Origin of the sequence: Thioflexithrix psekupsensis (assembly GCF_002149925.1) — a bacterium.
GTDB classification, from domain to species: domain Bacteria; phylum Pseudomonadota; class Gammaproteobacteria; order Beggiatoales; family Beggiatoaceae; genus Thioflexithrix; species Thioflexithrix psekupsensis.
The window spans coordinates 238,019-258,300 of record NZ_MSLT01000018.1 but is presented as its reverse complement, the minus strand read 5'-3'; the positions used below and the strand labels follow the sequence as shown (position 1 = coordinate 258,300).

23 protein-coding genes are annotated in these 20,282 nt (G+C 44.3%); 2 read left to right on the top strand and 21 right to left on the bottom strand.

All coding sequences use genetic code 11. The features are described from left to right. Positions 1 to 17: 17 nt before the first annotated feature. The 11 genes from TPSD3_RS11550 to rpmH all read right to left on the bottom strand — a co-directional run bounded on the left by TPSD3_RS11550 (position 18) and on the right by rpmH (position 10,821). Positions 18 to 1,124 (bottom strand): glycosyltransferase, encoded by a 1,107-nt coding sequence (locus TPSD3_RS11550; protein ID WP_245391587.1) that lies wholly within the window; start codon positions 1,122 to 1,124, stop codon positions 18 to 20. Continuing rightward, positions 1,102 to 1,671, bottom strand: coding sequence for a gamma carbonic anhydrase family protein (locus tag TPSD3_RS11545; protein ID WP_086488690.1), 570 nt, complete (start codon positions 1,669 to 1,671; stop codon positions 1,102 to 1,104). Before TPSD3_RS11545 ends, TPSD3_RS11550 begins: the two co-directional genes overlap by 23 nt. Position 1,672: 1 nt before the next feature. Beyond that, the gene (locus TPSD3_RS11540; RefSeq protein ID WP_086488689.1) at positions 1,673 to 1,954 is read right to left on the bottom strand and encodes an accessory factor UbiK family protein; all 282 of its coding nucleotides are present in this window, start codon (positions 1,952 to 1,954) and stop codon (positions 1,673 to 1,675) included. Then, on the bottom strand, positions 1,954 to 2,772 hold the full coding sequence (locus tag TPSD3_RS11535; RefSeq protein ID WP_086488688.1) for a hypothetical protein: 819 nt from the start codon (positions 2,770 to 2,772) through the stop codon (positions 1,954 to 1,956). Before TPSD3_RS11535 ends, TPSD3_RS11540 begins: the two co-directional genes overlap by 1 nt. 6 nt (positions 2,773 to 2,778) lie before the next feature. Further along, positions 2,779 to 3,645 (bottom strand): hypothetical protein, encoded by an 867-nt coding sequence (locus tag TPSD3_RS11530; protein WP_245391586.1) that lies wholly within the window; start codon positions 3,643 to 3,645, stop codon positions 2,779 to 2,781. Positions 3,646 to 3,661: 16 nt separating this feature from the next. Further along, complete coding sequence (locus TPSD3_RS11525; protein ID WP_245391585.1) at positions 3,662 to 4,039, bottom strand: YraN family protein; 378 nt, start codon at positions 4,037 to 4,039, stop codon at positions 3,662 to 3,664. Next, positions 4,036 to 5,817 (bottom strand): penicillin-binding protein activator, encoded by a 1,782-nt coding sequence (locus TPSD3_RS11520; protein ID WP_086488687.1) that lies wholly within the window; start codon positions 5,815 to 5,817, stop codon positions 4,036 to 4,038. Before TPSD3_RS11520 ends, TPSD3_RS11525 begins: the two co-directional genes overlap by 4 nt. Positions 5,818 to 5,999: 182 nt before the next feature. Continuing rightward, positions 6,000 to 7,841 (bottom strand): DEAD/DEAH box helicase, encoded by a 1,842-nt coding sequence (locus TPSD3_RS11515; protein ID WP_086488686.1) that lies wholly within the window; start codon positions 7,839 to 7,841, stop codon positions 6,000 to 6,002. Between the two features lie 624 nt (positions 7,842 to 8,465). Further along, complete coding sequence (yidC, locus tag TPSD3_RS11510; protein WP_086488685.1) at positions 8,466 to 10,175, bottom strand: membrane protein insertase YidC; 1,710 nt, start codon at positions 10,173 to 10,175, stop codon at positions 8,466 to 8,468. Between the two features lie 120 nt (positions 10,176 to 10,295). Beyond that, entirely contained in the window at positions 10,296 to 10,676 is a 381-nt protein-coding gene (gene rnpA / locus TPSD3_RS11505; RefSeq protein ID WP_086488684.1) for a ribonuclease P protein component, read from the bottom strand. Positions 10,677 to 10,686: 10 nt separating this feature from the next. Then, complete coding sequence (gene rpmH / locus TPSD3_RS11500; protein WP_086488683.1) at positions 10,687 to 10,821, bottom strand: 50S ribosomal protein L34; 135 nt, start codon at positions 10,819 to 10,821, stop codon at positions 10,687 to 10,689. Positions 10,822 to 11,048: 227 nt separating this feature from the next. On the opposite strand from rpmH, the gene TPSD3_RS11495 reads away from it, so the two are divergent. After that, positions 11,049 to 11,690 (top strand): zinc ribbon domain-containing protein, encoded by a 642-nt coding sequence (locus TPSD3_RS11495; protein ID WP_086488682.1) that lies wholly within the window; start codon positions 11,049 to 11,051, stop codon positions 11,688 to 11,690. Between the two features lie 25 nt (positions 11,691 to 11,715). Here the strand turns inward: TPSD3_RS11495 and TPSD3_RS11490 are convergent, their stop codons facing one another. Further along, complete coding sequence (locus tag TPSD3_RS11490) at positions 11,716 to 12,747, bottom strand: IS630 family transposase (RefSeq protein ID WP_086486662.1); 1,032 nt, start codon at positions 12,745 to 12,747, stop codon at positions 11,716 to 11,718. A 157-nt stretch (positions 12,748 to 12,904) separates the two neighbouring features. Here TPSD3_RS11490 and TPSD3_RS11485 point away from each other — a divergent pair, with 157 nt between their 5' ends. Continuing rightward, complete coding sequence (locus tag TPSD3_RS11485; protein WP_086488681.1) at positions 12,905 to 13,315, top strand: Card1-like endonuclease domain-containing protein; 411 nt, start codon at positions 12,905 to 12,907, stop codon at positions 13,313 to 13,315. A 10-nt stretch (positions 13,316 to 13,325) separates the two neighbouring features. On the opposite strand, the gene rsxD is transcribed toward TPSD3_RS11485, so the two are convergent. From rsxD to rpmI, 9 genes are all read right to left on the bottom strand, one after another. Further along, positions 13,326 to 14,360: an electron transport complex subunit RsxD gene (rsxD, locus tag TPSD3_RS11480; RefSeq protein WP_245391584.1), complete on the bottom strand. Its 1,035-nt coding sequence runs from the start codon at positions 14,358 to 14,360 to the stop codon at positions 13,326 to 13,328. Between the two features lie 36 nt (positions 14,361 to 14,396). Further along, the gene (gene hypB, locus TPSD3_RS11475; protein WP_086488679.1) at positions 14,397 to 15,293 is read right to left on the bottom strand and encodes a hydrogenase nickel incorporation protein HypB; all 897 of its coding nucleotides are present in this window, start codon (positions 15,291 to 15,293) and stop codon (positions 14,397 to 14,399) included. A gap of 181 nt (positions 15,294 to 15,474) precedes the next feature. Then, positions 15,475 to 16,764 (bottom strand): dihydroorotase, encoded by a 1,290-nt coding sequence (locus tag TPSD3_RS11470; protein ID WP_086488678.1) that lies wholly within the window; start codon positions 16,762 to 16,764, stop codon positions 15,475 to 15,477. Positions 16,765 to 16,792: 28 nt separating this feature from the next. Beyond that, positions 16,793 to 17,767: an aspartate carbamoyltransferase catalytic subunit gene (locus TPSD3_RS11465; RefSeq protein WP_086488677.1), complete on the bottom strand. Its 975-nt coding sequence runs from the start codon at positions 17,765 to 17,767 to the stop codon at positions 16,793 to 16,795. Positions 17,768 to 17,810: 43 nt separating this feature from the next. Next, a complete protein-coding gene (gene pyrR, locus TPSD3_RS11460) occupies positions 17,811 to 18,311 on the bottom strand; it encodes a bifunctional pyr operon transcriptional regulator/uracil phosphoribosyltransferase PyrR (protein WP_086488676.1) in 501 nt (166 codons plus the stop codon). Further along, entirely contained in the window at positions 18,311 to 18,736 is a 426-nt protein-coding gene (gene ruvX / locus TPSD3_RS11455) for a Holliday junction resolvase RuvX (RefSeq protein WP_086488675.1), read from the bottom strand. The genes pyrR and ruvX overlap by 1 nt, the downstream gene beginning before the upstream one ends. Before the next feature lie 2 nt (positions 18,737 to 18,738). Beyond that, positions 18,739 to 19,308 (bottom strand): YqgE/AlgH family protein, encoded by a 570-nt coding sequence (locus TPSD3_RS11450; protein WP_086488674.1) that lies wholly within the window; start codon positions 19,306 to 19,308, stop codon positions 18,739 to 18,741. Positions 19,309 to 19,675: 367 nt separating this feature from the next. Further along, a complete protein-coding gene (gene rplT / locus TPSD3_RS11445; RefSeq protein ID WP_086488673.1) occupies positions 19,676 to 20,035 on the bottom strand; it encodes a 50S ribosomal protein L20 in 360 nt (119 codons plus the stop codon). Positions 20,036 to 20,053: 18 nt separating this feature from the next. Further along, positions 20,054 to 20,251 (bottom strand): 50S ribosomal protein L35, encoded by a 198-nt coding sequence (gene rpmI, locus TPSD3_RS11440; RefSeq protein WP_086488672.1) that lies wholly within the window; start codon positions 20,249 to 20,251, stop codon positions 20,054 to 20,056. Between the last annotated feature and the right edge of the window lie 31 nt (positions 20,252 to 20,282).

The window sequence follows — 20,282 nt, the reverse complement described above, 5'->3', positions numbered from 1 at the left end:
AAAGATTCATGCCTTTATTATTTTTCGAGCAAAGACAATTGTTGTCTCATTTCTGCGATAAAACGTGATGTGCTAAATTGTTGTGCGCGCCGCTCACACGCATGGCGCATGGTCAAAGCACGAGAAGGCGTTAATGCCAAAATGGCCGCTTGTAATTGAGAAAGATCAAAATTCGGGGGTAGAAGAAGACCTGTTTCCCCATGAATCACCGTTTCCAATAAACCGCCCTCCGCCACGCCAATAACGGGTTTACCTGCGGACATGGATTCCACAGGCGACATGCCAAAATCTTCAGCATAAGGCACATATAAAGTCGCCATCGCCCGCCCCACCACATCCGCCAATTGTGTCGCCGATAACCAACCCGTAAAATGAATGTGCGACGCGCCTTGTGCCAATTTTTTCAAACGCGCCAACTCACTCCCGCCCGATGCCACCACCAATTGACGATCAGGTAATTCTAAAAAAGCCCGCACAAGTTGATCCACTCGTTTCAGCGGGTCTAAACGCGCCGTGGATAAATAATAATTTCCTTGTTCTAACCAACGAAATTGTTGCATATCACAAGGCGGATAAATCACCGCCGCATCGCAGCCCAAATAATGCTGAATTCGCGCTCGCACATGCTGCGAATTGGCAATAACCAATTGCATTTGCTTGACTGCCGATTCATAACGAGGTTGTAAATAGGTAATAAAGGCATTTAATAACGGCCGTAATAACCATGGAAGGCGTTGTTGATAAAATGCTTTCTGATCATAAATAAAACGCGGCGGCGTGTGACAATATAACACATTACCGTATTTCTTACGTTGATGCACAGCCAATGGCGTATAAAAACCACTGTAAATCACCGTGTCATATTCATTTAAAAAAGCCGTTTGCTGTGCAAACGCCCGCGCTAATTTAAATTGTCGCCACAAAGGAATGGCACTAAATTGCTGCAAATCCCACTCTTTTCCCCCACGCAACAACGGCCGCGGTAAACACGCAAAACCATACGCCAAATCCGCAGGCAATTGTTCCGCTAAACAACGACTTAATTGGCCACCGCCTTCAATTTGTTCAAAATAATCATGTAAAACAATTGTCGATGCGGTTTTAAACGCCATGTGCAGCGGCATCTCGTGAAATCACAACGCTGGCCTGTTGATGCCGTTGCGCTAATAATACATATTGATTCGCCGAATAATCGAAAAATTCCCGTTCTTGTTCTGTCAGGGGACGCGCTTGTTGTACTGGATTACCGCGCCACAAATACCCTCCACATAAGCGTTTATTCGGTGGGACTAAGCTGCCGGCGGCCAGTAAAACATAAGATTCTAAATGCGCACCATCCAACACCACCGCACCAATGCCGATCAAACAATGGTGTTCAATCGTACAAGCATGGAGTGTCGCATGGTGTCCGATAGTGACTGCGTCGCCAATCACCAAAGCGCGCCCGCCCGGAGAATAACGGCCATCATGGGTGACATGTAACATCGCATGATCTTGTACATTGGTGCGTGCGCCGATCTCAATGGACTGCACATCCCCTCGCGCCACCGCATACGGCCATAGCGAAGCCTGTGCCGCAATTTTTACCCGTCCCAACACCAAAGACAACGAATCAAGATAAGCTGATGGATCAATCTGTGGTGTGATGTCTTCAAAACGACGAATACTCATTTTAACTTGCACTATCCAAAGTGGATGGAGCAGAGTCGTTTTGCATTCGGGCTTCTAAGGCAGCGACTTGGGCTTCTAGGGCTTCCAATTTAGCGCGTGTTTTGGCTAAAACCGCCGCTTGAATCTCAAATTCCTCTCGCGTGACCAAATTCATACGTCTAAATGTGGCTTCCATAGCCACGCGCATGTTTTTCTCTAAATCCTTTTGCAGTTCTAAAGCACCTTTAGGTAGTTGCTCAGTAAATTGTTTAAACAAGGCTTCAAATTGGTTAGATGTGTTCATTAATATTTACTCTCGGGTATGGTGTTTTTCAAAAAAACGTCGCGGGCAATTCCTGTGCTTTTCTCAATTAATTCTATCGATAAACCTTGAGCGAAAAGATTTTTAGCAACTTCTAATTTACCTTCCTCAATTCCGATCTCCCTTTCTTCCAGTTTTTCTTTTTCCCGCAATTGGGCTTCGGCATACTCATCTTTCATGCGGGCGCGGTCTTGTGGTGTTAAGCCATCGCGTTTAATCAAATTCACAATTTTTAATATTGCTTGTTTATGATAAATACTCTCGTCGATTTGCTCATCTAAACTGTCTTGAATCACTTTCAACCATTCTTGATAAGGCTCTGGTGTCTCTGCATTCACATGTTTGGGAGAAAGATAAAGTACACGATGCTGAATTTTATTCAAGGCTCGCTTAGTAAAATAATCCACGGGATCAAAATTAATTTCAGCAATCGCCACATCTTCTTTTGTGCCAGAAGTGGAAACGACAATCGTAAAAACCGTTAATTGCGGTGCATAATTCGCGGCACTTTCCACCTGTTGCAATAACGCCGCACAATGGTAATGTAAAAAACGATCATAATGATCATCATAACGACGATGTTGAATATCAACAATCACCCGATTTTCTAAATCTTCAGCATATAAATCAAATCGTGAATCCACATTACCAATCGGATTCTCAAATTTCTTTTCGGTTTCGACTTTATCAATTTTCAAATCAATACCAATAAAATCCTTGACAAACGCCTTAAAGATTTCTACATCACAAAAGGCTTTCTTAAATATCACTTCATAACGTAAAGAGGCGACATGTTGCATAGTTTGTTATTCCATTTTGGTAAAAAGTTCTCGCGCAATTCCCGTGCTTTTCTCAATTAATTCTACCGATAAACCTTGAGCGAAAAGATTTTTGGCAGTTTCTAATTTGCCTTTCTCAACACCAATCTCTATTCCCTTCTCAACACCGATCCCTATTCCCTTCTCAACACCAATCTCAATCCCAATCTCCCTTTCCTCTAGTTTTTCTTTCACCCGCAATTGGGCTTCGGCATACTCATCTTTCATGCGGGCGCGGTCTTGTGGCGTTAAGCCATCGCGTTTAATCAAATTCACAATTTTTAGTACTGCTTGTTTATGATAAATACTCTCGTCGATTTGCTCATCTAAACTGTCTTGAATCACTTTCAACCATTCTTGATAAGGCTCTGGTGTCTCTGCATTCACATGTTTGGGAGAAAGATAAAGTACACGATGCTGAATTTTATTCAAGGCTCGCTTAGTAAAATAATCCACGGGATCAAAATTAATTTCAGCAATCGCCACATCTTCTTTTGTGCCAGAAGTGGAAACGACAATCGTAAAAACCGTTAATTGCGGTGCATAATTCGCGGCACTTTCCACCTGTTGCAATAACGCCGCACAATGGTAATGTAAAAAACGATCATAATGATCATCATAACGACGATGTTGAATATCAACAATCACCCGATTTTCTAAATCTTCAGCATATAAATCAAATCGTGAATCCACATTACCAATCGGATTCTCAAATTTCTTTTCGGTTTCGACTTTATCAATTTTCAAATCAATACCAATAAAATCCTTGACAAACGCCTTAAAGATTTCTACATCACAAAAGGCTTTCTTAAATATCACTTCATAACGTAAAGAGGCGACATGTTGCATGGTCATTATCTCACTCAAATTTTTAACTGGCTTGAAACGCATCTATTACCCAATCTAATTGGGGAGAATGCAGATCACCTTCCAATAACACGGCATCAAAACGACAAGTACAATCAGCCAGTTCAGGATGATGCTGCAAATAGTGAGAAGCGGTATGTAACAAGCGTTGTTGTTTGCGGGCATCAATACTGACTGCGGCTCCACCATAATGGGTATTTTTACGATAACGCACTTCCACAAGAACAATCACTTCACCTTGTTGCATGATCAGATCAATTTCGCCAAAACGACAACGATAATTGCTGCACAGCCACGTTAAACCCTGCGCACACAAATGACGACGGGCAGTGTCTTCTGCCCATCGTCCGAGTTGTTGTTGAGAAGCGGAAGACGGCATCATTCTGCCATACGTTGGACACCATCGCTTGACATAGGGCTGGCTGTCCCATTGATAAATCGCGCCCACATTAAGCCACGATCTAAATCCCCATTATTGTTAAAAGTCAATAATCCCGTTTGCCCTTGATGTTGTGTTCCCGGACGGGCTTGTACTAGAGTACGCAAAACTTGATACGCATCCACACCAAACGCATACACCCGACTGTGTTCTCGGTAGAGTGCAGGCCATTGTTGTTGGATGGTATTTTGTAATTGTAATGCGGAAGAGTCTGGTGCCAGTACCCATGGCATATCCCCAAACAGTAAACCTTCTAAATCTCTATTTAAATCAGGACGTTGCACCGCATCGCTGTAAACCGCTGACGTGCCATAAATCGCCATTGATCGCCCAGTAAAAAAAGGCACAATCATTCTGGCTTCCCGTGGGTAAGCACCAAGCAATACCGCATCAGTGCTGGCATTGCCCAATGCTTTTAATACCGTACTAATATTATCACTGCCATACACTTGGGTACGAATCACCTGACCGCCCTGACGAGTCCATGTGTCTCGAAAAGCAGCCCCAACCCGATCTCCCCACGCGCCTTGAGGTACAACAACAATCGCTCGTCGATGCCCATCCGCCCAAGCACGCAACGCAACTGTCACCGCTTCCCGATCTGGAGCTAAACCAAATTGGAATAAATTAGCGACATAATTTGGCATGGGAACGTAATTTAATGCCAATGTGGGAACAGGTAAACTACTTTGCCCACTGGCTAATTGTAAAATTGAATCCCGCTCAAGCGGCCCCACTACCACCGTTGCTCCATTATTGACCGCTTCTTGATAGACTTGTTGGGCATTTTTACCCGTCACATCTTGAATATCGATTTCTGAGCGATTATTAGCCCCACCGTCCGCATACCACGCCGCCACAAAACCATCACGAATCGCCTCAGCTTGTACTTTGAATTGACCACTCAACGGCAATAACAGTGCGATCCGTCGAGAGGCAACAGGTAAAGTGGGTTGTTTCCCTTGTTGTAACATGGGGATAATGTCAATGGTAGCAGGATGTTGAGGGTATTCGCTCTGCCAATTGCTGAGTAATAAAGGTAAGCGTGTCGCCGCACTGCTATGACGCACCAATAAGGCTAAACTCACCCAACCTTGTACTTCTTTTTGCTGCTGACGCATTAATTCAGTCAATTGGGTATCGGGGATTTGTGCCAATAATTTCCACAATTGATCATGATTAGCCAATAATGCGGGGCGATCTGTCGTTAGTAAGTTGCTTAGAGCGACTCGTGCTTGTACGGCCTGTACTAAATTGCCTTGGGCTTCCAGAGCTAAAATCTGCGTTTGCTGGTAAGGAACACGCCATTCAGGCGGAGGCACCACTTGTTGTAATCGTTGCAAGGCCAACAAAGGTTGTCCTTCAGCAATGTCCAAACGAGCGGCAGCAATTTGTTGGCGAGGCATGAGTTGGGGGGCGGGGGCGAGATTTAAACGCGATAATTCAATCCGTGCCTCCACAAACATGTTTCCTTTTAAATAGGATTCGACGGCGGATAAATAATATTCTTGTTGTAGGGGGGGTTTGGCTTTAGTGGCCAGTTGGATATAGCTTTTTGCAGCGGCAAGATAATTGCCTTGTTGTTCAAAACGGCGAGCGTGTTGGGTGGGATCGGATGTTTGCGCGGGGTCAGTTTGCCCAGAACCAATAAGGGGTACGGAAACACACCCACTCAGAAATAGCATGAACAACCAGGGGAGTAGCGTTAGTTTGAGCGTCATAAAGTGATCTCAAGTTCAGTGGTTGATGAAAGTTTTAGAAGAGTGACATTCGTAGTAAGCAGGAAGTGTAAAACATATTTTTTAGTGTGAGGAAACGGCTAAATCGTGATTTAGCTTTTCTCGTTCCCAAATAATACTTGAGAACGAGAAAAAATTAATAAAAATAATACGCTAAAAATAATTTAGCGGCGATAACCCCGCGGACGAGAATCGCTACTGCGATCATTGCTACCCCGATCTCTGCTGTCGCGGGAGTCGCGGGAGTCACGAGAATCGCGGGAGTCACGAGAATCACCACGGTATTCTCCACGAGACGGACGACGCGGCGGACGACCCCGATCTGAACCACCACTGGGTTTATTGTCCACGCTGATTTGCAATTGTTGACCGCAAACCCAGACTTTTTGCAGATGTTGGAATAATTCCGCCGGTAAATCCGCCGGTAAATCAACCGTACTAAAATGGTCGAACAATTTAATATGGCCGATATATTGACTGTCCAAGTTGGCTTCGTTGGCGATTGCGCCAACAATGTGCTTGGGTTGTACACCATGTGTGCGCCCGACTTCAATACGGTAACGAATCATACCGGGTTCGGGTTGATTGCCCACATCGTCTCCGTGGCGGGAATTGCGCCGTCCGCCGCCACCGCTGCTGCGCGAATCGTCGAAGTCATCAGCCGCGTTAAAAGGCACTTCTGGAGCAGCGGGCAGCAATAAAGGACGTTCCCGTTGTACCAAAAAGGCCAAAGCCGCACAGATTTCTTCCAAAGACACATCATATTCTTCTTGGTATTGCGCAATTAAATCCGTGAAGAAATCTAAATCTTGGGCTTCTAATGTTTCGTTTAATTGCTGTTTAAACTGCGCAATTCTTCGATCCACCACATCGGCATGACTGGGTAATTTCATGGGCGAAATGGTTTGGTGAGTGGCGCGTTCGATGGCGCGTAACATACGACGTTCACGCGGGGAAACAAATAAGATGGCTTCTCCTTTGCGTCCTGCGCGACCTGTACGACCAATGCGGTGTACATAGGCTTCTGTGTCTGTGGGAATGTCGTAATTGATCACGTGGCTGATGCGTTCTACATCTAAGCCCCGCGCCGCCACATCCGTCGCAATCACAATGTCAATCGTTCCATTGCGCAAGCCTTCAATGGTTTTTTCTCGCAAAATTTGATTCATATCGCCGTTTAATGGTGCGCTGGCGTGGCCGCGGGCTTCCAATTTTTCGGACAATTCGACCGTTGAGGTTTTGGTGCGCACGAAAATTAACATGGCATCAAAATCTTCAATTTCCAACATGCGCGTTAAAGCGTCCAATTTATGGACACCAGTGACTTGCCAATAACGTTGGTTAATGCTGGAAACGGTGGCCGTTTTGGTCTTAATGTGAATTTCTATGGGATCGCGCAGATGGCGGTGTGCCACTTGACGAATCACCGAAGGCATCGTGGCAGAAAATAAAGCCACCTGACGCGAACTGGGCGTATGTTTTAAGATTTCTTCGACATCATCAATAAATCCCATGCGTAACATTTCGTCGGCTTCGTCGAGTACCACACTTCTCAGTTGTGATAACACTAACGTGCCACGACGCAAGTGATCCAAAATCCGTCCAGGCGTACCAACGACAGCATGAACGCCGCGTTTTAATTGACGTAATTGGCTGCTCATGCCTTGACCGCCATACACAGGCAAGACATGAAATCCCTTGAGATGGCGGGCATAGGTTTGCATGGCTTCGGCGACTTGAATGGCCAATTCCCGCGTGGGTGTGAGAACCAAAATTTGTGGATACGCTTGGGACACGTCCAAGCGGCTTAATAAGGGCAAAGCAAAAGCAGCGGTTTTCCCGGTGCCGGTTTGTGCTTGTCCCAACAGATCGCGCCCCGCCAACAAAGGAGGAATACTTTCTGCCTGAATGGGAGAAGGAGACTCGTAACCGACTTCATCAACAGCTTGAAGAATAGCGGGTGCAAGGGCAAGTTGAGCAAAAGAATTAATAGTTTCTATGGACATATATCACTAGAATCAAAATCAAGGTGAAAAGGCGGCAGGCGGGCTGGCATTGAATAGGTTAGAGCCGTCGCAGTACGAATTTTATCCCGCCGCGCCTTTGATGCGGAAAATCGGTGCGTGCAAAAATGGCAGCATGATTTTTTTGCGGGTAGAATCCGTTAGTTATCGGGTTATTCTGGTGCATCAGAGCTATCACATCAGCTTTTTGTGTACTCGGACAGCGTACCTGCTCTGTTTATTGTATTGCGCACCTAAACACCAGCCTCAAAGCAAAGTGAAGGATTAGGTTTTAGGCGAACGTACGCTAACTGCTAAGTATCGCATAAACAAGCTAAAAATTCTATTGGCAATTGACACTTCAGTAATTCTCAATTTAAACCCTACCAAGCAACTCAAGAATTACGCCTAGAGAGGGCTTCAAGCATAAAACCTGATGCTGTTGGCAAACAAACAGGTTTTAACCAACCTTAAAATTAGAAAATCACATCGGAGCAATTTGGCACTTTATTCGCCATGATAACGAATCGTTAGTTGGGATAATTTTATTCATATCACTACGCACATAGGACTACCAAAACAGGGATAGATCGGTGCGGTCTATCCCTGTTTTATTTCAAATGCAAACTAATTCGTCAAACTGACATCGCCTGCAATTTTCTTAGTAATAACCCATTGTTGTGCAATGGATAAAACGTTATTCACCACCCAGTACAACACCAATCCCGACGGGAAAAAAGCAAAAAATACGGTAAAAACAATCGGCAAAATCATCATGATTTTTTGCTGCATGGGGTCTAAAGGCGCGGGATTTAACTTTTGCTGAATTAACATAGTCACGCCCATCACCAAAGGCAAAATAAAGTAAGGATCGGGTCTGGATAAATCGGTCAACCATAGAAAATCCGCTTGACGCAATTCCACACTTTCTAACAACACCCAATACAACGCAATGAAAACAGGAATTTGAATTAAAATCGGTAAACAACCACTGAGCGGGTTAATTTTTTCTTTCTTATATAAATCCATCATGGCCTGATTCAATTTAGTTCGATCATCGCCATAACGATCTTTTAGCGCAATTAAACGCGGCTGCAAACGGCGCATATTGGCCATGGATTTATAACTGGTCGCAGAAAGATGAAAAAATGCCAATTTAATCAGTAATGTCACCAGAATAATCGCCATCCCCCAATTACCAATTAAATGGTAAATCGCACCTAATAACCAGAATAAAGGTTGCGCAATAAACCATAACCAACCATAATCCACCGTCAAATCTAAACCCGGTGCTAATGCAGCTAATTGATCTTGAATCTTTGGCCCTGCGTACAGTTGCAATTCAAATTGATGCTCTCCGCCGGCGGCAACACTGGTTGTTGGGCCGTATAACCCTAACATGTAGCGTTTTCCTTCCGTCAACATGCGCCCAAAATAGCTAAACTGCTCTTCTCTGGGTGGCACCCAAGCCGCGACAAAATAATGCTGCAACATCGCCGCCCAACCCCCAGCCCAACTGCCTCGGGCTTCTGGATTGAGTTTATTTTCCGCTAAATTTTCAAAAGTAATTTTTTCATAAAGCTGTTTTGGACTGGAAATAGCCCCGCCCATGTACGTATAAATAAAACTAGATTGTCCTTCTTCAGCCACTTGGGTGCGTTGAAATTGCGCATATTGACGCACTAACCAAGGTTGTTCGCTGCCATTATAAACGTGATGTATTACTTTAATCACATGGCTGCCACGAGTGAAAATAAATGATTTCACCACGCGAATGCCTTGCGCATTTGTCCACTGTAAAGGTACGGTTAAAGTATCGCCCGTTGCATCTAATTGATAATGCGTTTTTTCGGCTTGATAAACCGTTAAATGATTCGGAGCCGTATCCGCCGGTAATAAACCCGATTGCGCCACAAATAAATTCGGTAATTTATCATTCATCAATTGAAAAGGCGAGCTGTTTTGCACACTCACCGGGTAATCTAATAAAAACTTACGCCGTAAATCGCCGCCCATCGTATCAATTTCAACAATCATCACATCCGTCTCAACAATCACCCGCTGCTCTTCTTGCAAAACAGAAGAAAAGCTCACTTTAGGGAGTACGCTGCTGGTATTAGGAAGGCTGGCATCGGAGGGCGGTGCGGTAGGAATATCGTTATTCGTGGTGTCAGGCAATGCACTGGCGGTTGTTGCCGGCGTGTCGGGGGCAGGCGTTGAAGCCCGTGGCGGCTCAACAACGGTCGGTTTAGGGCCATAATCCTCTTGCCATGCTTGGTAAATCAGCAATAGCACAAAAATCAAGGCCATGATCAGCATTAATCTGATGTTGTCCATAGTCATCTGGTTTCCGATACTGTGTACTTAACAAAAAGGTGTTGCCGCCTCAACAAAAGGCTTGGCCTTGGCCATTGTAGGGTGATTGTGGGCATTTTGTCGCCGTTGAGGGGATATTTTTTAGCTGGGGGGGCTGCTTTTTTTGGAGTGGCAGCGACGTGCAACGTACTGCCAGTGACGCGCCAGGGATTGTAAGAGTTGCGCATTGGGGGTTTCTGTGGCCCCTTTTTTGGCCAAAACAAGACAATCCAATCCCACAAGGCGTTGCTGGTTGAGTCGAAAACTTTCCCGTGCCAATCGTTTAAGGCGATTGCGCGCCACGGCCAGCCGCACATGTTTACGCGCAATCACAAGTCCCAAGCGACCCCATTCGAGTTGATTAGCTCGCGCTAATACCGTGAAATGGGCATCACTGGATCGACAAGGTTGGTCAAAGACAAATTGAAAGTCAGTGGCGCGGAGAAGACGCTGTGTCCGCCGAAAACGGCAGGGTTCACGCATATCTACCCCGTTACGCGCTCAAGCGTACACGACCTTTGGCGCGCCGCGCCTGAATCACAGCCCGCCCACCACGGGTCTTCATACGCGCACGAAAGCCGTGGCGACGTTTACGAACGAGATTACTGGGTTGAAAAGTTCTTTTCATAGCGGATCAACTTCTACTGGTAGCATGACAAACGTAAGATTTTAACGAAAACAAGGGTTATTTGTCAATTATCTTTTTGTTATTTTCAGCCATTTTCACTGAACGCCACACCACTCAGCCTGTTTTCAACAAAAGTATACCCAACTGTTATTTTGTATTAGAATAGTCTGCGTGAACGTTGATTTGAAACAAGCACATCAGGATTTTTAAGAACAAGAGGAAGTTAAATGGCTATTTTACGATGTCCACATTGCCAATTTTTAAAAGAAGTCGCCGATGCCCATTTGGGTAAAGTCGCGCCCTGTCCAAAATGTCAAAAACCCGCTAAAGTGGTAGAAACGGTTAAATTAGTCAATGCCGCAGTCACGCAATTTTTAGAACTAAAAAAAACGCAAGGCGAATTAGAACAACGCCTGCAAAAAAGCCAAGCCACTTTAGAACAAGCCATTCAAAAACATATCTTATTAAACCGTGAAAGAAACCTTTTAAAAAAAGAATTAGAACAGGTTAAAACCGAACTCACCACCTTACAACAACAAACCACAACCTCTCCCCCAACGGTTGAAGAAGACATCGACACGGATCAGAATTACACAGAAGGCTATGCGTTTGAAAATCAAGCCTATTCTGAGGTTTTGAATGATTTTAAACCCATTGTACAATGGTTTAAACAGCGACAAATTATCATTGAACCCAATGCTAAAGCCTCTGATATTTCAGGTTATTTTGATGAAATGGCCGTGATGTTAGGTGATAATTTGGCCTTATTAGAACCTCTATTAGAAGGCATTCGTTATCGACAACGCAAAGGTTATGATAAGTTTAATTTAGAATTGAATCCTTATATACCAAAATTATGTGAGATATAAAAACAAATTAAGTTCTAATATCTAGCTAGATATTAGGTATAAGATACTGTTTAATTTTATTAAACTTAAACACTTTACCTGACAAAAAGGTCTCAAACATACTAGTGACTTCTTTAAAGCTTGATAGACGATGAAAATTCTTTCTGACCCAATTCTTACCTTGAAGCCAAATATCCTCGACTGGATTTTGCTCTGGGGCATTGGGCGCAAATCTTAATAAACGAACTTTCCATTCTGATTCTGGAAGTCCCCCATTTAATTTCTCTAAATAAGTTCTTAAACCTTCAGAACGATGATAACTTGCACCATCCCAAATAATCACATGACGGGCTTCTTTATATCTGTAAATGAGCCAGTTAATAAAGTCTATCGTATATTTTGTATCAGCTTTCTTTGCCCTATCTAAAATAAATTCTCCCGTATAAATATTCACCGCTCCATACCACGTTTGAGAAGTGCGATAATTACTCATCTTTATTGACGTTCTTTCTCCTTTTTTCGACCAAACATAACCACAAATATCTCCCCACAACTGATGGCTTTCGTCTTGCATCCAGTACATTACCTCTCCACTTTCTATCTGTTCACGCTCCTTATCTATTAAATCCTTAATCTCTTTTTTTTTAGCTTCTACTTTTACCTCATCTTTTGCCGAATTCTCTTTGTGTGTCTTCTTATAACTTAAATTCGCTTCTTCTAATAATTTAGTATAAGAAGTATTTGAAGAATAGAAAACATCATACTCCTCTTTTAAGTATCTCTTTAGTTCCTCTATTGTTATTGTCTTCTTTTCTTGTATCCAATTAATCACATCTTCTCGTTCACGCGGCTTTAAATACCCTGGCGAGCCTTTATACGCTAACTTTAATCCTTCCACCCCTGACGCTAAATAAATGGCTTTCCATTTATCCACAAATTGCACACTGACACAACACGCTAAAGCCGCTTCCGCACGCACAAAACCAAGCAAAGACATTCTTACTGCCATCGCTCGCTTCACTTCTCTCGCTTCACCTGTTGACATTAACTCTTCTAAATCTTCATATCTCTTGTTCATTATTCTCTCCTATTTAAAAAGTATTATTATACGACTCTGAAAAAATTGGTATAGTAAAGAACAAGCCCATCTATTAAAAAATGTCTGTCAAACAGGTTATGAATTTGCTTTTTTTTCTAAATATCATTTTGATAAAAAGAAAAATTCCATTTTCATTATGCTCAATGAAAGCCCACAGATTCGGCATTTTTTTGATGGAGAATGGTTGGAATGGTATGGCTTTATGAAAGTGGCTTCGTTACTATTAAGCCAAAAAAAGAATTTTTCTTGTTTGCGCAGCTCAAGAATTCTCTCCACCATTCACCAAGCACAAAATGAAATCGATATATTTTTCTTAATCGAAAAACAACCGTTGTGGATTGAATGCAAATCAGGCGAATTCCGCGATTCTATTAATAAATATCAAGCCCTACGCAAACGCATTGGCATTGATTCCGATTCCGCGCTGTTATTAGTGGCTGGATTAGACGATGAAAAAGCCGCATCAATGAGCAGTATGTTTAATCTCACGATTGTCAATGAACACACTTTGCTCAAGCGGGTTGAAAAAGTATTAAATAAATCATAACCATCTACTTTTATCGTCCAAACGGGCGTGGTTTTAACCAGACATCTAAAGCAGGCGCGGTTAAATTCATGAATAACACCGCAAAAGCCACGCCGTCAGGATAACCGCCCCACGTGCGAATCACGTAGACCAAAACCCCAATTCCAAGCCCGTACACAAAACGCGCCCGCGGCGAAGTGGCCGCCGTCACGGGGTCTGTGGCAATAAAGAAAACACCCAACATCGTTGCGCCCGTAAATAAATGAAAGATCGGGTCAACATAACGTCCCGAATCCATCATAAAAAATAAACTCGATAAACTCACCAATCCCAATAAAAATCCCACAGGAATAGGCCAATAAATGACCCGCTTATATAACAGCCACATTCCACCTAATAAATAAGCCACATTAACCCATTGCCAACCCACAGCCACCCACGTATCAAATAAAGGCTGCATTCGTAAGGTACGAATAGATTCATTCTGCGCTAATCCTGTTTTTAACGCATCTAATGGCGTGGCACCCGTTAAAGCATCAATAGAAACAACGGAACTATGACTTAATGTCCCCATAAAACTCCATTGCACACTGTGCCAAAAATTAAGCGTTTCTGGCATCAAATAAACAGGATAAGGCCAACGGGTCATTTCTGCGGGAAAAGAAATTAATAATATGGCATAACCCACCATGGCAGGATTAAAAGGATTATGTCCTAATCCACCATATAATTGTTTGGCAAAAATAATCGCAAACACCATACCTAATACGGGCATCCACCACGGTAAAAAAGGCGGTAATGCGACTGCAAATAAACAGGCTGTTAAAACTGCACTATAATCGCTTAAAAACGGCTGTAATGGGCGTTGTCGCGCCCACAACATGAGGGCTTCCACCGTCCAAGCCGTTGCCACGGACAACGCAATATTAAGCAAAACGCCCCAACCAAAAAACCACATTTGCAACAATACGCCCGGTAATAACGCATATAATACCCGACGCATTAACACGGCCACCCCATCTGCATCGTGAAGATGAGGTGATGTTGTAACAATATAATTCATCATTTATTCTTTCAATATAATCAGCAGATAAAAAATACCTTATTTTATCCCAAGTGAGTGAGGGTGATCCGAGTGTCCGTGATGATCATGATGATCATGGGAGTGGTGATGATGTCCCGCATCGCCTCCATGTAAACGTTGTCCTTCAGGCTGCATGGCCGGTAAAGCCGTCAATCCTTGTGATAAGCGAGTGCGTTGTGCGGCGATTTCCGCACGTAACCAATCATACCAAGCATTTAAATTAGACTGTTTACGCGCCGAAACTGCCAATACTGGAGCTTGACTGGCCAAATGGCGTAAATGGTTTTCTGCTTTTTCGGGACTAAAATCATCTAAAACCGCTAATAAATCTGTTTTTGTCAATAAAACCACATCGGCTGCACGAAACATCACGGGATATTTAGCGGGTTTATCATCGCCTTCGGTGGTAGAAAGTAAAGTGACATTGCGATGATGTCCTAAATCAAAACTCGCTGGACACACCAAATTGCCCACGTTTTCAATAAAAACAAGGTCAATCGCCGTCAAATCTAAAGAATGTAAGGCTTGATGCACCAAATGCGCATCCAAATGACACGCCGTCCCCGTGACAATTTGCACCGCAGGCACGCCTTTAAGACGAATTCGCTGCGCATCATTTTCCGTTTCCAAATCGCCTTCAATGACCGCAATATTAAATTCTTGTCGTAAATCATCAATCGTGGCTTCTAATAAAGCCGTTTTGCCCGCCCCCGGTGAAGACATTAAATTAATCGCTAAAACTTGATGGGCATCAAAATGAGCGCGATTATGTGCGGCTTGATGATCATTTTCAGACAATAGGCTTTTTAGTACTTGAATTGCCGCTTTACCATCTTCCGTAGTGGCTAAAGTGCCTCCCGCACGAATTAAATGCGCATTGCCTTCAGTGACATTACAACCACAAGTGTTACACATAATAACCTCTTTATTTAGATACGAAAAATTTTCTGTCAGAATCGGAATTTACAGACACAAGAATTTTCAAAATTGATTTTTGCCAGTCGTTTATTTTCAGTCGATTTTTTATTCTTTAATTCTGAAAATCCTGAAATTCTGTAAATTCTGATTCTGACAAAATCTATTTTTTTGATATAACTTATTTCCCAATGCCCTGAAACACCAAACGGCCATCAATAATTGTATGGGTGACTCGTCCTTGAAATAACCAACCCAAAAAAGGCGAATTTAAACCCAAACTGTGCATCGAATCCGCGCTTAATTCCCATTGAATCTGCGGATCAAACACACAAATATCCGCCGCGCCACCCACACGCAAACGCCCCGCATCAATGCCCAAAATATCGGCAGGGCCGCACGTGACATAACCTAATGCCGTAATCCAATCCAATCCCATTTCCTCAGCCAAACGCAAGGTTAAAGGCAATAACGTATCCAATGCAGAAATGCCGGGGGCCGTTTGCGCAAACGGAGCTAATTTTGCGTCTCGCTCATGGGGCTGATGATCAGAACAAATCGCGGTAATCAATCCCGCCCGCAAGGCTTCGCGTAATCCATCCCGATCCCGCATCGAACGCAGCGGCGGATAAACGTGGCACTGACTGTTATAATCCGTAATATCCATATCGGTTAAAAATAACTGATGCGCACACACATCCGCACTGACCCGTAAATTTTTCGCCTGAGCGCGAGCGATCATTTCCACCGCACGTGCCGTTGACAAATGGCTAAAATGTACTTGGGCTTGGGTTAATTCGATTAATAAAATAATTCGTGCAATTTCAATGGTTTCTGCTGCCTCTGGGATACCGGGCAAACCCAAGCGCGTACTGATCGCCCCCTCATGGACACAACCCGCACGCCCTAACCACGCATCTTGTGCCGATAAAAAAACGGGTAAATCACAATTCGCAGCATACTCCAAAGCATGTCGTAAAATATCAGAATTTTCAACAGGTTGTAACGCATTACTGACACCAACACAACCCGCTTCACGCAAATCGCCCATTTCGCTCAATTGTTCGCCGCGCAATCCTTTCGTCAAAGCAGCCAAAGGTAAGACTTTTGCCATACCGGACAATTCAGCCCGTTGTTGTAACAATTCGGCCACCGCGGGCGTATCCGTCACTGGTGTATTATCTGGGGGACAACATAAGGTTGTGATACCACTACATGCCGCGGCGCGGGTTTCACTGCGAATAGTGCCTTTATGTTCGGCACCGGGTTCGCGTAAACGCACACATAAATCAACCAACCCCGGACACACCACTTGCCCCGTAACATCTAAGGCCCAATCAGCCACAAATCCGTCGGGAACATCACCAATTCCTACAATTCTTCCATTTTTGACATGCACATCCGCAACCGCATCGTAACGCGACGCAGGATCAATCACACGCCCACCGCAGAGGCTAAAACAATGACTCATTTTGACCTTTTGACCTTATTCGTTTTCGTTAGGAGGAATGACAAGATTGTCCTTCATGACCGCGTCCCAATACCATCGCCATGATTGCCATACGTACTGCAATACCATTAGTCACTTGTTGTAATATAACAGAACGCGCTCCGTCGGCTACGCTGGACTCAATTTCTACTCCGCGATTAATGGGACCGGGGTGCATGACAATCGCGTCAGGATGTACTTCCATTAATAAATCTTCGGTCAAACCGTAGTATTGAAAATACTCATGTTCACTGGGTAACAATGCGCTGCGCATCCGCTCACGTTGAATACGCAACATCATCACCACATCCACATCTTTTAAACCTGCTTTTAAGCGATTAAACACCGTCACTCCCATATTTTCGATTCCTTTGGGAATTAGGGTAAACGGTGCGATTACGCGCACTTCGGCGGCTCCCAAAGTGGTCAAGGCGAAAATTTGCGAACGCGCCACCCGAGAATGCAAAATGTCACCAATAATCGCCACGCGCAATTGAGAAAAATCGCCCTTATGCTGGCGAATAGTAAACATATCTAACATGGCTTGGGTGGGGTGTTCATGTCGTCCGTCGCCGGCGTTGACAATGCTGATGTGCGGTGGAACGTGCTGTGCCATGAAAAACGGCGCGCCCGCTTGATCATGTCGCACAACAAACATGTCACACTGCATCGCCTCCAAATTATTTAACATGTCCAACAGCGTTTCACCTTTACTGCTGGAAGACGCATTGATGTTAAAATTCAGCACATCGGCCGATAACCGTTTCGCGGCCAATTCAAAAGTGGTACGGGTGCGGGTACTGGGTTCAAAAAACAGATTTACGATGGTTTTTCCGCGCAATAACGGTAATTTTTTCACCGCTTTTTCATTCACGGGCATTAATGAGGCGGCTGTGTCTAAGATTTCTACCAATAATTCACGCGATAAACCTTCAATACCTAAAAAGTGTTTTAATCGACCTTGAGAATCAAGTTGTATATTCATGCTATGCTGCGTATCGACGGGTTATTTTTATAAGAAATGATCATCAATCAAACGTCAAAATATCCAACGATAACGGATCAGGACCCGTCAATTTAATGTGTTGATTTGCGGTCAACGCCAGAGAAACGCCGACCACATCGGCTTGAATCGGTAATTCTCGGCCGGGACGCTCTATCAAAACCGCTAATTTAATACTGGCCGGACGACCATAATCAAACAATTCATTGTGTGCAGCGCGCACGGTGCGCCCACTGTACAACACATCATCCACTAAGATAATGTGACGATTTTCTATTTCCACCGGCAAATACGACGCATCAGTGACATGCGGATGTAATCCAATGCGGGTAAAATCATCGCGGTAAAACGCAATATTCAAGCGTCCCAAAGGCAACGGCAGTTGTAAACGACGGTGTAACTGTTCAGCCACCCAAACGCCGCCGGTATGAATGCCGACCATAAACACATTTTCTTGTTCATGCGGTGGAATCAGTTGCGTCAATTGACGAGTCATGCTGGCAAAAAGAGCTTCGAGATAAGTCATTATGCGTGTTCTGCTAACCAAGTTTCTAAAATGATCTGCGCGGCAATGGCATCAATAGGAAGATGGGTATGACGACGTTTGGGGGCATTTTCGCGTTGTCGGCCGCTGGCGGCGACGGAAGAAAGTGTTTCTTCAATCATTTCAATAGGTAACGCATAACGCCCACTCAATTGGCGCGCAAAACGACGCGCCGCTTGTGCCATCATCCCTTCTGTACCGTCAGCGTGAAGCGGTAAACCGACAATTAAAGTATAAGGCTGCCATTCTTGGATCAAGCGACTAATGCCGTTCCAATCTGGAATCTGTTGACGGCTTTGTAAAACACAAAGCGGGCGCGCACTGGGAACAAGCGTCTGTCCCACAGCGACCCCAATGCGCTGTTGTCCGTAATCAAACGCCAATAGGGTACTGTTGCTGTGATTCATCGCTAACAATGGCCAGCATCGCTGGAGAGTAAGTTTAAATCCACTCCCAATTGACTGGCTGCGGCTTGCCAGCGTTTTTCGGGGGGGACACGAAATAGAATATCATTGTCGGCGGGCGTGCTTAACCATGAATTATTAGCCAATTCATGTTCTAATTGTCCCGCTTCCCACCCAGCATAACCCAGCGCAATAAAGACATCTTTAGGCCCGCGCCCTTGGGCAATGGCTTCTAAAATATCACGGGAAACAGTAATTCCTAAATCATTGCGCAATCCCGCCGTCACCATCGCATCCCAACGCCCCACCGGGCGATGCAACACAAAACCGCGCTCACGTTGTACAGGGCCACCTTCAAAGACAGCCATACGCGATGCCCTAGGATCTTCGATTTCGATCTCCATGTGTTCTAAGATTTCACCGAGATCAATATCCATAGGGCGATTAATAATGATCCCCATTGCGCCCTCTTCGCTGTGCATACAAATGTAAGTCACCGTTTGGTGAAAATGAGGGTCTGCCAACGCGGGCATTGCAATGAGGAAATGATTGGTTAAATAGGTGGTTTCTAACATGATAATAGTATGCGGATTCACCAGAAAAAAGTCGAGTGGATTTTGAAACAGACAGCCGTTATTCGTTTAATGGTGTTGACAATATTGAGATGGTAAAGCAGGCGTGTATTGAATCAAATGTGACATGAGATCAATCAGATTGCTAATGTACACATTAATATTTATGAGTCAAGCGCAAAGATGGGCAGACAGGAGGAGTGGATCAAGAATAAGTCGTTTTCTACGCTGAGAGAAAAGAGGGCTGTGGGATATTGAGGGGGGGTTCTGTTGTTATCATGCTGATTTTACGGGAAAAATTTTTGGGCGGGGGCGTTCTCTCACAAGTACACACTCGCCCAAACAAATCACATGATCCGACGTGACGCAATTAGGCCGCTAAAGCCGTTTTTGCTTTTTCTACTAATGCGGCAAAAGCAGGTTTGTTGAAAACCGCCAATTCAGCCAACATTTTACGGTCAACCGTGACATTGGCTTTGTTTAAGCCGTTGATCATACGGCTATAGGTTAAACCATGTTCTCTGGCTCCAGCGTTAATCCGCGCAATCCATAACGCACGAAATTGACGTTTACGCTGGCGACGATCACGATACGCATACTGCCCGGCCTTAATTACCGCTTGCTTGGCAACACGATACACACCACTGCGAAAACCACGATAGCCCTTAGCGGCTTTTAAAATCTTTTTATGACGGGCATGAGCAATCACACCCCGTTTAACTCTGGCCATTGACGAATTTCCTCAAGTTTAAGCGTAGGGCATTAGGCGGTTCAACATGGGAGTATCTGACTCATGCACCATGCAAGGGCTACGCAAATGGCGTTTTTGCTTGGTGGTTTTCTTGGTCAGAATGTGACGGCGAAAGCCTTGCGCTCGCTTAAACGAGCCAGACGCGGTGCGTTTAAAACGCTTGGCGGCACCGCTTTTGGTTTTTAATTTGGGCATTATATGCACTCCGCATTGTTCCTGAATTTCA

Bases quoted from the DNA above. Each gene is read 5' to 3' on its own strand.
- rplT (WP_086488673.1), bottom strand. From the start codon at position 20,035: ATGGCCAGAGTTAAACGGGGTGTGATTGCTCATGCCCGTCATAAAAAG.
- TPSD3_RS11520 (WP_086488687.1), bottom strand. From the start codon at position 5,817: ATGACGCTCAAACTAACGCTACTCCCCTGGTTGTTCATGCTATTTCTG.
- TPSD3_RS11490 (WP_086486662.1), bottom strand. From the start codon at position 12,747: ATGAACAAGAGATATGAAGATTTAGAAGAGTTAATGTCAACAGGTGAA.
- TPSD3_RS11495 (WP_086488682.1), top strand. From the start codon at position 11,049: ATGGCTATTTTACGATGTCCACATTGCCAATTTTTAAAAGAAGTCGCC.
- TPSD3_RS11540 (WP_086488689.1), bottom strand. From the start codon at position 1,954: ATGAACACATCTAACCAATTTGAAGCCTTGTTTAAACAATTTACTGAG.
- TPSD3_RS11470 (WP_086488678.1), bottom strand. From the start codon at position 16,764: ATGAGTCATTGTTTTAGCCTCTGCGGTGGGCGTGTGATTGATCCTGCG.
- hypB (WP_086488679.1), bottom strand. From the start codon at position 15,293: ATGTGTAACACTTGTGGTTGTAATGTCACTGAAGGCAATGCGCATTTA.
- TPSD3_RS11515 (WP_086488686.1), bottom strand. From the start codon at position 7,841: ATGTCCATAGAAACTATTAATTCTTTTGCTCAACTTGCCCTTGCACCC.
- TPSD3_RS11525 (WP_245391585.1), bottom strand. From the start codon at position 4,039: ATGATGCCGTCTTCCGCTTCTCAACAACAACTCGGACGATGGGCAGAA.
- rpmH (WP_086488683.1), bottom strand. From the start codon at position 10,821: ATGAAAAGAACTTTTCAACCCAGTAATCTCGTTCGTAAACGTCGCCAC.
- pyrR (WP_086488676.1), bottom strand. From the start codon at position 18,311: ATGACTTATCTCGAAGCTCTTTTTGCCAGCATGACTCGTCAATTGACG.
- yidC (WP_086488685.1), bottom strand. From the start codon at position 10,175: ATGGACAACATCAGATTAATGCTGATCATGGCCTTGATTTTTGTGCTA.
- ruvX (WP_086488675.1), bottom strand. From the start codon at position 18,736: ATGAATCACAGCAACAGTACCCTATTGGCGTTTGATTACGGACAACAG.
- TPSD3_RS11485 (WP_086488681.1), top strand. From the start codon at position 12,905: ATGCTCAATGAAAGCCCACAGATTCGGCATTTTTTTGATGGAGAATGG.
- TPSD3_RS11530 (WP_245391586.1), bottom strand. From the start codon at position 3,645: ATGACCATGCAACATGTCGCCTCTTTACGTTATGAAGTGATATTTAAG.
- rsxD (WP_245391584.1), bottom strand. From the start codon at position 14,360: ATGATGAATTATATTGTTACAACATCACCTCATCTTCACGATGCAGAT.
- rnpA (WP_086488684.1), bottom strand. From the start codon at position 10,676: ATGCGTGAACCCTGCCGTTTTCGGCGGACACAGCGTCTTCTCCGCGCC.
- rpmI (WP_086488672.1), bottom strand. From the start codon at position 20,251: ATGCCCAAATTAAAAACCAAAAGCGGTGCCGCCAAGCGTTTTAAACGC.
- TPSD3_RS11550 (WP_245391587.1), bottom strand. From the start codon at position 1,124: ATGCCGCTGCACATGGCGTTTAAAACCGCATCGACAATTGTTTTACAT.
- TPSD3_RS11535 (WP_086488688.1), bottom strand. From the start codon at position 2,772: ATGCAACATGTCGCCTCTTTACGTTATGAAGTGATATTTAAGAAAGCC.
- TPSD3_RS11465 (WP_086488677.1), bottom strand. From the start codon at position 17,767: ATGAATATACAACTTGATTCTCAAGGTCGATTAAAACACTTTTTAGGT.
- TPSD3_RS11545 (WP_086488690.1), bottom strand. From the start codon at position 1,671: ATGAGTATTCGTCGTTTTGAAGACATCACACCACAGATTGATCCATCA.
- TPSD3_RS11450 (WP_086488674.1), bottom strand. From the start codon at position 19,308: ATGTTAGAAACCACCTATTTAACCAATCATTTCCTCATTGCAATGCCC.